Source organism: Streptomyces sp. RLB3-17, from assembly GCF_007113425.2.
Classification (GTDB): Bacteria; Actinomycetota; Actinomycetes; order Streptomycetales; family Streptomycetaceae; genus Streptomyces; species Streptomyces mirabilis_D.
On record NZ_CP041610.2, the window covers coordinates 4122255 to 4135934 of the forward strand.

A 13680-nucleotide genomic window follows, 5' to 3' on the forward strand; every position below is an offset into this window, starting at 1 on the left:
ACGAGGGTCCGGTTACGGCGTGTCGCTCACACCGTACCCTGAGTCACCGACTGTCACTCCCGCCCCCTCCCTACGAGGGCGTGCGCGCCGCCGCCAGCAGTCGCGTCACGTCGTCCGCGCAGATCGTCAGCGCCGCGCCCACGGTGGCGAGGACGTCCCGTTCGGCGGGCGTGTACGGGCCGTCCGCCAGGGCGATCCGGGCACCCTGGAGCAGGATCGACTCGCGCCCCGTCGCGGCGAGGTGCGGCGCCAGCGGATCCAGGGCCTCGTGCAGCTCTATGGCGAGGCCCGCCCCGCACGGCTCCCCGAAGATCCGGCCCGTGTCCGCGGCGAGCGCCTCGACGAGGGCGCCGAGCTGGTCCTCCGTGCAGTCGTCGAAGCCGGCCGAGCGCACCGCGGTCGCCGCGGTCTCCAGGGACGTACGGGAGCAGGCGCCGCCGGCGGCGAGCACGGCGAGCGCGACGGTGTGGACGGCGTCGCGGAGCATCGCCGAGAAGCGGGTGGTGGTCGGGTGGTCGAGGACGTCCGCGCCGTAGTGGCGGCCACAGGCGGCGCACTCGACGACGGGTCCCGTGTCACCGCGCGGCAGGACCGGGACGCCGAGGAGGGTGAAGCGGCGCCGGCCGGTCAGCCGCTGGTAGTTGCGGTCGCCCCCGCAGCCCGGGCAGAAGAACTCGCCGTCCCCCATGGTGGTCCACGCGGTACGGGTGCCTAGGATGCGGGAAATCTGCACTGCACGACCGTTTCGTCCCCATCCTGGCAGCACGCTCGCACACCTCCGTAACGCCGCGGCAACATCGCCGCGCTGGCGTGATGTTAGCCACATTGTTGAGGCAGAGTCAGTACCTTGGACGAGACCTTTCCGTGATCTCCACGGCGATTGGCCGGTATACGACGGGGCCCCGCCCGCCTCGAAAGGCGGGCGGGGCCCCGAAAGTGCCGGTCAAAGTCCTCAGCGGGCCGCGCGGTTGACCGCGGAGACCACGGCCTTCAGCGACGCGCGTGTCGTATTCGCGTCGATGCCGATTCCCCACAGGACCTTGTCGTCGATCGCGCACTCGATGTACGAGGCGGCCTGCGCGGAGGCGCCCTCGCTCATCGTGTGCTCCTGGTAGTCCAGGAGGCGCGCGTCGATGCCGACGGACTGCAGGGCGTCGAAGAACGCGGAGATCGGACCGTTGCCGGTACCGGTCAGGACCGTGTCGGTGCCGTCCACCGAGGCCTCGACGGTCAGCGAGTCGATGCCGTCGCGGTCGGTCGTGGTCTGGCCGGCCTTGACCTGGATACGGCCCCACGCGTTGTCGGGGTTCGGCAGGTACTCGTCCTGGAAGATCGCCCAGATGTCCTTCGGGGTGACCTCGCCGCCCTCGGCGTCCGTCTTCGCCTGGATGATCTTCGAGAACTCGATCTGCATCCGGCGCGGCAGGTCCAGCTTGTGGTCGTTCTTCAGGACGTAGGCGATTCCGCCCTTGCCGGACTGCGAGTTGACGCGGATCACGGCCTCGTACGAACGGCCGACGTCCTTCGGGTCGATCGGCAGGTACGGGACGGCCCACTCGATGTCGTCGACGGTGACGCCCTTCGCGGCGGCGTCCGCCTCCATGGCGTCGAAGCCCTTCTTGATGGCGTCCTGGTGGGAGCCGGAGAAGGAGGTGTAGACGAGGTCGCCGACGTACGGGTGACGGGCGTGGACCTCCATCTGGTTGCAGTACTCGGCGGTGCGGCGGACCTCGTCGATGTTCGAGAAGTCGATCTGCGGGTCGACGCCCTGCGAGAACAGGTTCATGCCCAGGGTGACCAGGTCGACGTTGCCGGTGCGCTCGCCCTGGCCGAACAGACAGCCCTCGATGCGGTCGGCGCCGGCCATCAGGGCCAGCTCGGCGGCGGCGACGGCCGTACCCCGGTCGTTGTGCGGGTGCACGGACAGGCAGACGAACTCGCGGCGGGACAGGTTGCGCGACATCCACTCGAAGCGGTCCGCGTGCGTGGACGGCGTCGAACGCTCCACCGTGGCGGGCAGGTTGAGGATGATCTCGCGGCCGGGGCCGGGCTGCCAGACGTCCATGACGGCCTCGCAGACCTCCAGGGCGAAGTCCAGCTCGGTGTCGGTGAAGATCTCGGGGCTGTACTGGTAGCCGAACGCCGTCCGCTCGTCGAGCAGCTTCTCGGCGTACTCCATGACCAGCCGCGTGCCGTCGACGGCGATCTGCTTGATCTGGTCCTTGGAGCCGCGGAAGACGACCCGGCGGAAGACCGGGGCCGTCGCGTTGTACAGGTGGACCGTGGCGCGCTTGGCGCCGACCAGGGACTCCACCGTGCGCTCGATCAGGTCCTCGCGGGCCTGGGTCAGTACGGAGATCGTGACGTCGTCCGGGATCGCGGTCTCGTCCTCGATGATCGAACGGACGAAGTCGAAGTCGGTCTGCCCCGAGGCCGGGAAACCGACCTCGATCTCCTTGTAGCCCATCTTCACGAGCAGGTCGAACATCTCGCGCTTGCGGGCCGGGGACATCGGGTCGATCAGCGCCTGGTTGCCGTCCCGCAGGTCCGTCGACAGCCAGCGGGGGGCGACGGTGACACGCTTGTCCGGCCAGGTGCGGTCAGGGATGTCCACCTGCTCGTACTTGCCGTACTTGTGGACCGGCATGGAGGTGGACTGCTGGAAGTTCGGCATGATGCGTGGGCTCCTCAGAGGGTGTCCGGAAGGACGGCCGACGGCGCAACGCCGAACTCCGCGGGGAGGGGGTCGGCCTCGACTACAGGCCCTCGCCGCGGCAGCTAAGGAGAAGCAGCCCGATACGCATGATGCTCCGCAGCCTAGCCGAGCCTCACTCTCTCCGGAGGGCTGTATCAGTATGCGGGATCGTGACCACATAAGGAAGAAAACGGACAAAAAGTGTGGCGCACCACTCAGAGTGAATCCTCATACCACTGGAGAGCGGACCGCCGGGCTCCTTATCGCCGCATTTCACACAATCTTGGTTGCCGGTAGTGACAGCGGGGTAACTCAGTGCAATTGTGCCGGGCATGACCGCGAACCCGGCAGGCTTCGAGCCTGTCTTCTGCACCATCGTGCCGCCCCACGTCCTCGACACGCTGGCCCAGCACGAGGACCCCGCGCTCGCCGGGCCCGCGCGCCGCACCCTGGAGCGCGACGCCTTCGAGCGCACCCACCGCCGGCTGACCACGGTCATCGGCGCGCCCACCGTGGCCCCGCCCCAGGGCGCGCCCGCGGACAAGCCGCAGCGCACCATCTACGACGCCCGGCACCACCAGGACCTGCCGGGCAAGAAGGTCCGCGGCGAGGCCGACAAGCCCGGCAAGGACGCCACGGTCAACCGCGCCTACGCCGGACTCGGCGCCACCTTCGACCTCTACCTGAACGCCTACGCCCGCAACTCGATCAACGGCGAGGGCCTGCCCCTCACCGCGAGCGTCCACTTCGACGTCGACTACAACAACGCCTTCTGGAACGGCGAGCAGATGGTGTTCGGCGACGGCGACGGCGAGATCTTCCTCGACTTCACCATCCCGGTCGACGTCATCGGCCACGAGCTGACCCACGGCGTCACCCAGTACACGGCGAACCTCACCTACTTCGGCCAGCCGGGTGCCCTGAACGAGTCCATGTCGGACGTCTTCGGCTCGCTGATCAAGCAGTACACGCTCGGCCAGACCGCCGCCGACGCCGACTGGCTGATCGGCGCGGGCCTGCTCGCCCCGCGCGTCACCGGCAAGGCGCTGCGCTCCATGAAGGAGCCCGGCACGGCCTACGACGACGACGTGCTCGGCAAGGACCCGCAGCCCGCGACGATGGACGGCTATGTGAAGACCGGCCGCGACAACGGCGGTGTCCACATCAACTCCGGCATCCCCAACCACGCCTTCTACCTGGTCGCCCAGTCCCTCGGCGGGCACGCCTGGGAGCGCGCCGGGCAGATCTGGTACGACGTCCTCACCGGCGGCGAGCTCCAGTCCCAGGCGAGCTTCTCCGACTTCGCCAAGCTGACGGTCGCCCAGGCCAGGAGCCGGTACGGCGAGGGCGAGGAGCTCCAGTCCGTCACGAAGGCCTGGGAACAGGTCGGGGTGGCGACGTCGTAGCTTCGGCGCCCGACTCGTACTAGACAGGACCCATGCGTATTCAGGTAAGGCGCACGGGCGGATTCGCGGGCATCGAGCGCCATGCCGAGGTGGACACCTCGGGGCGCTCCGACGCCCCCGAGTGGCATGCCCTGGCCGAGCAGGCGATCGCCTCCGGCCAGGGCACGCGCCCCGCCGGGGTCCCCGACGGCTTCAGCTACGAGATCACGGTGAACGGGAAGACGGTCTACGCCGCCGATCCGAGACTGACGGAGGAGCAGCGAAGTCTGATTTCGAGGGTCCTGAAGGAGGGCGCGTAGCTTTCGAAGCAAGGGGCACGGTCCTGATCTTTTAGGGGCGCGGGGAACTGCGCGCCCAGCCCCCACCGGCCCGCAGCCGCGAAACCCACCGCACCGCCCCTCCGTATGGGCGCCCTAAAAGCCGTAACTTCCAGTTCACACCAACCCGTTGACTTCCCTTACTGTCGGTAAGGATGATCGCGCGCATGGCGACGAACCCCCTACCGCAGTTCCCGCCCGGCTTCCTCTGGGGCGTGTCCACCTCGGCCCACCAGATCGAGGGAGCCGCGGCCGAACGCGACCCGTCGGTATGGGACGCGTTCACGGCCGAGCCCGGCCACATCAAGGACGGCTCGACGGCGGACGTGGCCTGCGACCACTACCACCGCTACCCCGAGGACGTGGCCCTCCTCGCCGACCTCGGCGTGGACGCGTACCGCTTCTCGATCTCCTGGCCCCGCGTGAACTCCCCCGGCGGCCTCGACTTCTACGACCGGCTGGTGGACGCCCTGGTCGCGACGGGCATCCGCCCTGTACCCACCCTCTTCCACTGGGACCTCCCGCTGAAGCTGGAGGAGACGGGGGGCTGGCTGAACCGCGACACGGCCGAGCGCTTCGCCGAGTACGCCGGTGTCGTCGCCGCCCGTCTCGGCGACCGCGTCAAGAAGTGGATCACCCTCAACGAGCCCGCCGAACACACCCTGCTCGGCCACGCGCTCGGCGCCCACGCTCCGGGCAAACAGCTCCTGTTCGACTCGCTGCCGGTCGCCCACCACCAGCTCCTGGCTCACGGCCTCGCCGTCCGGTCACTGCGCGCGGCCGGCGTCACGGACATCGGCATCGCCAACTCGCACGGACCGACCTGGGCGGCCTCCGGGCAGCCCGAGGACGTGGAGGCCGCCGACTTCTACGACCTCCTCCTCAACCGCCTGTTCGCGGACCCGCTGCTGCTCGGCCGATACCCGGACGGCATCGGGGAGTTGATGCCGGGCGATGTCGAGGCGGATCTGAAGGTCATCGCGGAGCCGATCGACTGGTACGGGATCAACTACTACCAGCCGACCAAGGTGGGCGCCCCCGAGGGCGCGGAGATCGAGTTCAGCGGACTGACCCTGCCCGCCGAACTCCCCTTCTCCGTACGGGAACTGGAGGGCTACCCGGTCACCGACTTCGGCTGGCCGGTGGTCCCCGAGGCGCTGACCGAGCTGCTCGTGGGCTTCCGCGAGCGCTACGGGGACCGCCTCCTCCCGGTCGTCATCACCGAGAACGGCTGCAGTTACGAGGGCATCGACGACCAGGAGCGGATCACGTTCCTCGACGGCCATGTCCGGGCGCTGCACCGGGCGTTGGAACAGGGCGTGGACGTTCGCGGGTATTTCGTGTGGTCGTTGCTGGACAACTTCGAGTGGGCCGAGGGGTACGCGCGGCGCTTCGGCCTGGTCCACGTCGACTACGACACGCTGAAGCGGACCCCGAAGGCGTCGTACACCTGGCTGCGCGACGCGCTGCGGGCGCGGGGATGACGGCGGCGGACCCCGTCGCGGACGTGGGGGCGCTCGCCGAGCCCGTCGAGCGGGTCGGCCGGGGCTGGACCTCGGCGCTCTCGCTCGCCAACGGGGCGATCTGGGTGGGCTGGTACGGCCCGCTGCAGATCCTGCTGGCCTCCCAGGCGGAGGACTTCGCGCCCGGCACCGGCATGTCGAAGGAGACGATGCTGGCGTGGGTCACGGGCGCGGGCGCCGTGGTGTCGCTGGTCGCCAACCCGCTCTTCGGCGCGCTGTCCGACCGGACGACGGCGCGGTGGGGCCGCCGTACGCCGTGGATCGTGGCGGGTTCGGCGGGCGGCGCCCTCTCCCTGCTGCTCCTGGCGGGAGCGGGCGGGGTCTGGACGATGGCGGCCGGCTGGTGCCTGGTCCAGCTCACCCTGAACGCCGCCTTCGCCGCGATCACCGCGGCGGTCCCCGACCGGGTGCCCCGGCTCCAGCGGGGTTCGGTGGGCGGCTGGCTGGGCGCGGCACAGATCCTGGGCGTGGTGGGCGGAACGGGCCTCGCGACGGCGGCGGGGGGTGTGGGCGGCGGCTACGCGGCGTGCGCGGTGTTCACGCTGGTGGGTGTGCTGCCGTACGTACTGCGCTACCAGGACCTGCGGCTGCCGGCCTCGGCCCGGCCCGCCTGGTCCTGGCGCACGTTCGCGGCCTCCTTCTGGCTGAGTCCGCGCCGCCACCCGGACCTGGCCTGGGCCTGGCTGACCCGCTTCCTGATCAACCTGAGCAACGCCCTGGTCCTGCTCTACCTCCTGTACTACCTCCGCGACCGGCTCCACTACGACGACCCCGAGAACGGCGTACTGATCCTCACGGCGGTCAACGGCGTCACCCTCCTCGCCACGGTCGTGGTCGGCGGGGTGTGGTCGGACCGGGTGGGCCGCCGCAAGCCGTTCGTGATCTGGTCGGGCGTCCTCATGGCGGTGGCGACGGCGGTCCTCTCCGGGTGGCAGACCTGGCCGGGCGCGATCGTCGCGGCGGCGGTCCTCGGCATCGGCTTCGGCGTCTTCACGTCCGTCGACTTCGCGCTGATGACGGACGTCCTGCCCAAGGCCATGGACCGCGGCAAGGACCTCGGCGTCATCAACGTCGCCAACGCCCTCCCCCAGGTCGCCGCCCCCGCCCTGGCGGCCCCGATCGTGACGTATCTGGGCGGCTACCGGGTGCTGTACCTGGTGGCGGCGGTGATCGGCCTGGCGGGGGCACTGCTGGTGGGGCGGATCAGGGGCGTGGAGTAAACCGCCCGCGCTAAAGCGCCGGGCTTGCACAACGGGCATCACTGGCGGTGATGCTGCGTTTGCGTCCAGCCCCGCTCCTGGGTGTCCGGAGTGGGGCGGAGGCCGTTGACGGGGCCCCGCGTCGCCGCAATTCCCACGCACGAGCACGGATGTTGCGGGAGCCGTTCCGGTCCGCGTGATCAACGAATCCGCAGGACCGGCAAGTGCCGCCGCCTGCAGGGGCGCCGGCAGCAGCTTCACCTGCACCACCAGCTTCACACCCGCGACGCCACCCGGCCACCCGGCCACCCGGCCACCCGGCCACCCGCGAGCCTCGCATTCGCAGGCGTAAACGCCCGGGGTTCCCCATAAGAATCCCGCTGAAGCCACTGGCCCGAATTCAGGTGCCCTCGCCTGGTCTCTTCGTCTTGGATGGCGCCATGACCACGGTGAACGACACACCCCTCGACCGTCTTGAGCGCTACTACGACTCGGTACCGCGCGCCGCGGCGCGGGCCGAGGACTTCGGCCCGCTGACGCTCTTCGTGCGGGAGGCCACGGGCTGGCCCTACTACGCGCGACCCACCCTGGACTGGACGGGCCCGGCGGCCACCGCCGAGGACGTCGAACGGGTGCGGGCGCGGCAGCGGGAGCTGTGTGTGCCGGAGGCCTTCGAGTGGGTGGCGGAGGTGACGCCGGGCCTGCGGGAGGTGGTCGAGGCGACGGGGCTACGGGTACACGCGCATCCCCTGATGATCCGCGACGAGGACGCGCCGCTGCCCGACCCGCATCCCCTGGTCCGCGTCCTGGATCCCGAAGACCCCTTCCTGGCGGGCGCGTTGGCGGTGCCGCATGTGGCGTTCGCGGCGCCGGGCACGGCGGTGGGGGAGGCCGGAACCGGCGAACTGGCCACCGAGATCACCGCCCGCGCCGCCGAGGTACCCGCCGCCGCGGACCGCATCCGCGTGGGCCGCACCGTACTGGCCGCGGCGGTCGAGAACGGCGCCGTGGTCTGCTCCGGGATGCACCTGCCCGTCGGCCGCGTGAGCGAGATCGCGGGCGTCGGCACCCTGCCCGCCGAACGCCGCCGCGGGCTGGCGTACGGCGTCACGGCCGCCCTCGTCGCCGACGCGCGTGAGCGGGGCGTCGAGACGCTGTTCCTGTCGGCCGGGGACGAGGACGTGGCGCGGATGTACGGCCGCCTGGGGTTCCGGACGGTGGCGACGGCGCTGATCGCGGAACTCGCCGAGTAGCGGGCCGATCACGAGTAGCGGGCCGATCAGGGGCCAGGGACGAACTTCGGCCACTTTCGACAACCCCTGAAGAAACCGCCTGGCATGCCTTGCAATCCCAAGCCGCTCGCGCATCAATGGAACCGCTAGTTCCGACGGACCGTCAGAAACGCCTCCGCTGGCGTCCCGCACCCCGCTCGCGGACGGTCCGTGTACACATCTCTCCGCACCCGCACCGGCGTTCACCGGTGACGCGTCCGTGTGCCCGGCCCGGCCCCGGCCTCTGAGCAGACGGTTCCGTCCCTCCATCCCCACATGGCAATTCCCGTACAAGGGAAGGGAACCCGATGAGACGCAAGCAACTCGGAATCGCCGCGGCGTTAGCCGCCGGCACCCTCGCCGCGACCGGCCTGGCCCTCGCGCCGACCGCCGCGGCCGTCACCCCGCTCACCGCGACCATCAACGCGACCTGCACGATCGGCGGCGGTGGTGCGGCCACCCTCACCGCCACCCAGACCGGCACGGCCGCGACCATCACCCTCAGCTCCACCTCGATCACCGCGCCGATCGCGCTGGCGCAGGACTCCATCGCCTCCACCCTGACCATGGCGAAGTCCGGCGGCGGCACCGTCGCGTTCACCGGCACGAAGAACCCCGCCATTCCGCTGGGCGGCGGGGTCACGGTGGGCCCGCTCAGCGGCACCGTCGCCTCCGGCGACAGCCTCGACGCGTACGGGGGCTCGCTGAAGATGGTCGTCTTCGGCATCACCATCACCTGCACCGCGAGCGCGGCGCAGGCACCGGGCCCGTTCGTGTTCAGCTGAGCCCCGCCACCGCACCTACGTGAAGACCGGTGTCGCCGTCGCGCGGCGGCACCGGTCCTCGTACTGCCTGATGACAGCCAACTGGCCTACGGGGGTGCCCAGTTGACGATGTTGACACGATCTGATGGCCCATCAGTTATCGCCTTGGCCCTCCATTGACTTTTCACACAACCCGCACATCAATGGCCCCCTGTCGGCGCAGACGAGCCGCTGCGCCCGCATCCCTCAGGAGGGGGCACATGGCAACGCACAGGGGAACCAGGGGTTCGCACGCCCGAAGACGCCGCTGGGCGGCACTGCTCGGGGTGACCGCGCTGGCGGTCACCGCGGGAGGCGCGCTGGCGGCCCCGGCGGGCGCCGCGGCCGCGGACTCCCACAACGTGGACTTCGCCACGCACTGCATCCCGCCGGCGATCGCGGGCATCCCGCCGATCGACGGCACCACCACCGCGATCATCACGGTGGACAACCCCAGTCCCAAGGTCGGTGACACCGTCACCGTGACGTACAAGGTGGTCACGCCCGCCGCGAACAACCCGACCGCCCTCGCCCTGCCCGCCGACATCATGACGCCCACCGGCAAGGTCGCCCTCGGCGGCGCGCAGACGGGAGACGTCACGGTCGCGGGCCCCAGGAAGAACGACCCGGTGGCGGGCAACGCGCCCTTCCCGGGGTTCAGCATGACGGGCACCTTCACCGTCACCAGCCCGGGCGCCATCACCCTCGCGCCCGGCGACTACAACATCCACACCAGCTACATCCTGGAGCTGGACACTCCCTGCACGGTCACCAACCCGCCCGCCCCGGTCTCCGGGACGATCACCGCGACGGACGGAACCCAGACCAACAACCGTGCCATCTCGCTCGGTTCGGCCTCCGGGAAGCCCGGTGACAGCGTGACCGTCACCGGCAGCAACTTCACCCCGGGCGCGAGCGTGACCCTCGCCGGACGGTCGGGGGCCACCCAGACCGCCGACACCGCCACCACGACCGCCGACGCACAGGGCTCGATCAACGGCACGCTGGCCGTCAACGACAAGACGACGACCGGTGTGGTGGCGTACGAGGGCGCGAGCTGGAGCGACACCAAGGGCGCGGGGCCGGCGGCGTACGTGGTCGTCGACGACACCCCGATCCCCGCGGGCTCCCAGAAACTCACCACCACGGTGAAGGCGGGAACCCTGTCGATGTCCCAGGCCGGGGACGCCGTCCAGCTGTCGGCGGTGGACTTCGGCAAGGGCGGGGCCTCGACCGGTGCCCTGCGGACCGTGACCGTCAAGGACTTCCGCGGCGGGCCCGCGGGCTGGTCCCTGACCGGCAAGGTCACCGACTTCACCGGTCCCGGCGCCAAGATCGACGCCGGGAAGCTGAGCTGGACCCCCGCCTGCGCGACCAAGGCGGGCAGCCCGAGTACCTGCCAGGCCGGTTCGTCCGGCGCGGTGGGCGGTGCGGGGGCGACCCTGGCGTCCACCCCCAACGGGGCGCTCACCGGTGGTGAGTTCACCGTCGACGCCGGGCTGTCACTGGACGTACCGGCGTTCACACCGCCGGGTTCCTACTCCGGCGTGCTCACGCTGACGCTCACCTGATCCACCCCTCCGCACCCCGGTGGCCGGGCGCGCACCCGCCCGTCCACCCAGGGCCTGTCCACCCACGTCCGCGGGGGTCCGCACCCATGCGCAAGCTGTACGTCCTCGTCCTGTCCGTGTTCCTTCTCGCGCTCACCACACCCGCCTCGTACGCCGCCGACAACGGCAGCTGGTCCGTCTACCCCGTCTCCACGCAGATCGCGGCCCGCCCGTACTTCTACCTCTCCGCCGACCCCGGCCAGACCCTCCGGGACAAGGTCACCGTCGCCAACAAGACCGGCGCCCCGCTGACCTTCCGGCTGTACGCCGCCGACGCCTACAACACCGCGCGCGACGGCGGGTTCGCGGTGCGGACGGTGAAGGAGAGGCAGCTCGGGGTCGGCGCGTGGGCACACCCCGCCCGCTCCCGGGTGACGGTGCCCGCGCACGGTTCGGTGACCGTGCCGTTCACCCTCCGGGTGCCCGAGAAGGCCGAACCCGGCGACCACCCGGGCGCACTGGTCGCACTCGACGAGCGCCTCGAGTCCGGGGACGCGGCGACCTCCTCGGTGGCGGTGCAACGGGCGGTCGGCGCCCGGATCTACCTCCGGGTCGGCGGACCCACCGTCCCCGCCCTCGCCGTCGAGAAGGTCCGCATCAGCCATCACCAGCCCCTGGTCCCCGGCCTCGGCGAGAGCGGCGCCACCGTCTCGTACACCCTCCACAACACCGGGAACGTGACCCTGAACCCGAAGGTGCGGCTCAGGGCCGAAGGCCTCTTCGGGCGTACGTTGCTGTCCCGGGGGCTCACGAAGGTCCCCTCGGAGCTGCTGCCGGGGCAACGGGTCCGGCTGACCGAGCCGTGGCGCGGGGCGCCCCAACTCGACTGGGGCCACGTGACGTTGACGGCCAGCGCGCCCGGCACCCGGGAGTCGGCGAGCACGTCGTTCGTCGCGCTGCCGTGGCTGATGGCGGTGCTGGCGGGCGCGGGGATCGCCGCCGCCGTGGTGGTGATCAGGGCGCGCAGGGGCGGTACCCGCCCGTGGCCGCTCGGAGCGCGCAGGAGCGGTACCCGCCCGTGGTGGCTCAGAGTGCGTCGGGGCCGCGCTCGCCCGTCCGTACCCGTACGAGCGTCTCGACCGGTACGGACCACACCTTCCCGTCGCCGATCTTCCCCGTCTGCGCGGCCTTGACGATCGCGTCGATCGCGGCCTCCGCGTCCGCGTCCTCGACGACGACCTCGATACGGACCTTGGGGACCAGGTCGACCTGGTACTCGGCGCCGCGGTAGACCTCCGTGTGGCCGCGCTGGCGCCCGTACCCGCTGGCCTCGGTGACGGTGAGCCCGTGCACGCCGAGCTCCTGGAGAGCGGTCTTGACCTCGTCGAGGCGGTACGGCTTGACGATGGCGGTGATGAGCTTCATGCCTGGGCCTTGGCCTTCTGAGCGGTGGGGAGGGATGACGAGACCGGGGCGCCGTGGCCCAGGACCCCGTGATCGTAAGCGGTCTCGGCGTGCACCGTAAGGTCCAGTCCGGTGTGCTCGTGCTCCTCGTCCGCCCGCAGCCCCACGACCTTGTCGAGCACCTTCCCGATGCCGTACGTGACGGTGAAGGCGTACGCCCCAACGGCCACGACCGCCACCAGCTGCTTGCCGAGCTGTCCGAACCCACCGCCGTACAGCAGCCCCTCGGCGCCACCGGTCATCGTCGCGTCGGCGAAGACACCGATGAGAACCGTGCCGATGATGCCGCCGACCAGGTGAACGCCGACGACGTCCAGCGAGTCGTCGTAGTTCAGCCTGAACTTCCAGCCCACGGCGTACGAGCAGACGACACCGGCGGCGAGACCGACGACCAGCGCGCCCAGCAGCGACACGGACCCGCAGGACGGGGTGATGGCCACCAGACCCGCGACCGCGCCCGAGGCGGCGCCGAGGGTGGTGGGGTGGCCGTCGCGCCTCTGCTCGACGAAGAGCCAACCGAGCAGACCGGTGCAGCCGGCGGCGAGGGTGTTGAGGAAAGCGGCGGCGGCGAGTCCGTTGGCGCCCAGCGCGGACCCGGCGTTGAAGCCGAACCAGCCGAACCACAACAACCCCGCGCCCAGCATCACCATCGGCAGGTTGTGCGGCCGCATGGCGTCCTTCTTGAAGCCGAGACGGGGGCCGAGGACGAGACAGAGAGCCAGGCCGGAGGCGCCGGAGGTGATCTCGACCGGCAGCCCGCCCGCGAAGTCCAGCGCCCCCAGCTTCGCCAGGACCCAGCCTCCCGGACCCCACACCCAGTGCGCGACGGGAACGTATACGAGCAGCGCCCAGACCGGCACGAACACCAGCCACGCCGCGAACTTCGCGCGGTCGGCGATCGCCCCGCTGATCAGCGCCGCGGTGATGATCGCGAAGGTGAGCTGGAAGGTGGCGAAGAGCAGGGTGGGCACCGTCCCGTGCACACTGTCCGGCCCGATACCGCTCATGCCGACGTGCCGCAGCCCGCCGATGAGCCCCCCGAAGGCGTCGTCTCCGAAGGCGAGCGAGTAACCGCCCACCAGCCATACGACGGTGACCAGGGCGATCGACACAAAACTCATCATCAGCATGTTGAGGACGCTCTTCGTGCGGACCATGCCGCCGTAGAAGAGGGCCAGGCCCGGTGTCATCAGGAGAACGAGGGCGGTGGCGGCGAGCAGCCAGGCGGTGTCGCCCGTGTCGAGGTGCGGTGCGGCGGCCAGGTTGACGGTGTCCAGGGTCTCCACGCTCTGCACGAACTCCACGGACGGCTCTCCTCGGTTCTCCTGGGTGCGGGGGCGTCGTCAGAGAGTCACGGGCTCGCGTTTCCGGTTGTGCACGTGTGCGTTTCCGGCGTGTTTCGTATTGCGTGGGGGTTTCCGAAACCTCACGGAGCCGCGCGGGAGCGGTCAA

The 13680-nt window shown here is 70.7% G+C and carries 12 protein-coding genes; 8 read left to right on the plus strand and 4 right to left on the minus strand.

Annotation, left to right across the window (positions count from 1 at the left end):
- Positions 1-70: 70 nt before the first annotated feature.
- Positions 71-766, minus strand: coding sequence for a TerB family tellurite resistance protein (locus FNV62_RS19020; protein ID WP_060896476.1), 696 nt, complete (start codon positions 764-766; stop codon positions 71-73).
- Between the two features lie 186 nt (positions 767-952).
- On the minus strand, positions 953-2674 hold the full coding sequence (gene leuA, locus FNV62_RS19025; RefSeq protein WP_097284668.1) for a 2-isopropylmalate synthase: 1722 nt from the start codon (positions 2672-2674) through the stop codon (positions 953-955).
- Between the two features lie 353 nt (positions 2675-3027).
- Here leuA and FNV62_RS19035 point away from each other — a divergent pair, with 353 nt between their 5' ends.
- The 8 genes from FNV62_RS19035 (at position 3028) to FNV62_RS19070 (ending at position 11957) form a co-directional block, all read left to right on the plus strand.
- Positions 3028-4101, plus strand: coding sequence for a M4 family metallopeptidase (locus FNV62_RS19035; protein ID WP_054235462.1), 1074 nt, complete (start codon positions 3028-3030; stop codon positions 4099-4101).
- A 32-nt stretch (positions 4102-4133) separates the two neighbouring features.
- The gene (locus FNV62_RS19040) at positions 4134-4400 is read left to right on the plus strand and encodes a protealysin inhibitor emfourin (RefSeq protein ID WP_060896474.1); all 267 of its coding nucleotides are present in this window, start codon (positions 4134-4136) and stop codon (positions 4398-4400) included.
- Positions 4401-4573: 173 nt separating this feature from the next.
- Positions 4574-5902 carry a GH1 family beta-glucosidase gene (locus tag FNV62_RS19045; protein ID WP_181360883.1) on the plus strand — a complete coding sequence of 443 codons (1329 nt, stop codon included), beginning with the start codon at positions 4574-4576 and terminating at the stop codon, positions 5900-5902.
- Positions 5899-7161, plus strand: coding sequence for an MFS transporter (locus FNV62_RS19050; protein ID WP_143601598.1), 1263 nt, complete (start codon positions 5899-5901; stop codon positions 7159-7161). The genes FNV62_RS19045 and FNV62_RS19050 overlap by 4 nt, the downstream gene beginning before the upstream one ends.
- Before the next feature lie 419 nt (positions 7162-7580).
- Positions 7581-8393 carry a GNAT family N-acetyltransferase gene (locus tag FNV62_RS19055; RefSeq protein ID WP_097284670.1) on the plus strand — a complete coding sequence of 271 codons (813 nt, stop codon included), beginning with the start codon at positions 7581-7583 and terminating at the stop codon, positions 8391-8393.
- Positions 8394-8719: 326 nt separating this feature from the next.
- Complete coding sequence (locus tag FNV62_RS19060; protein WP_075032686.1) at positions 8720-9196, plus strand: hypothetical protein; 477 nt, start codon at positions 8720-8722, stop codon at positions 9194-9196.
- Positions 9197-9435: 239 nt separating this feature from the next.
- Positions 9436-10785, plus strand: coding sequence for a beta-xylosidase (locus FNV62_RS19065; RefSeq protein WP_181360884.1), 1350 nt, complete (start codon positions 9436-9438; stop codon positions 10783-10785).
- An 86-nt stretch (positions 10786-10871) separates the two neighbouring features.
- Entirely contained in the window at positions 10872-11957 is a 1086-nt protein-coding gene (locus FNV62_RS19070) for a WxL protein peptidoglycan domain-containing protein (RefSeq protein ID WP_143601599.1), read from the plus strand.
- On the opposite strand, the gene FNV62_RS19075 is transcribed toward FNV62_RS19070, so the two are convergent.
- Together FNV62_RS19075 and FNV62_RS19080 are read right to left on the minus strand one after the other, a co-directional pair.
- Positions 11851-12189 (minus strand): P-II family nitrogen regulator, encoded by a 339-nt coding sequence (locus tag FNV62_RS19075; RefSeq protein WP_054235454.1) that lies wholly within the window; start codon positions 12187-12189, stop codon positions 11851-11853. The two genes, FNV62_RS19070 and FNV62_RS19075, sit on opposite strands and share 107 nt — an antisense overlap.
- Positions 12186-13532 carry an ammonium transporter gene (locus FNV62_RS19080; protein WP_060896469.1) on the minus strand — a complete coding sequence of 449 codons (1347 nt, stop codon included), beginning with the start codon at positions 13530-13532 and terminating at the stop codon, positions 12186-12188. The genes FNV62_RS19075 and FNV62_RS19080 overlap by 4 nt, the downstream gene beginning before the upstream one ends.
- Positions 13533-13680 lie beyond the last annotated feature (148 nt).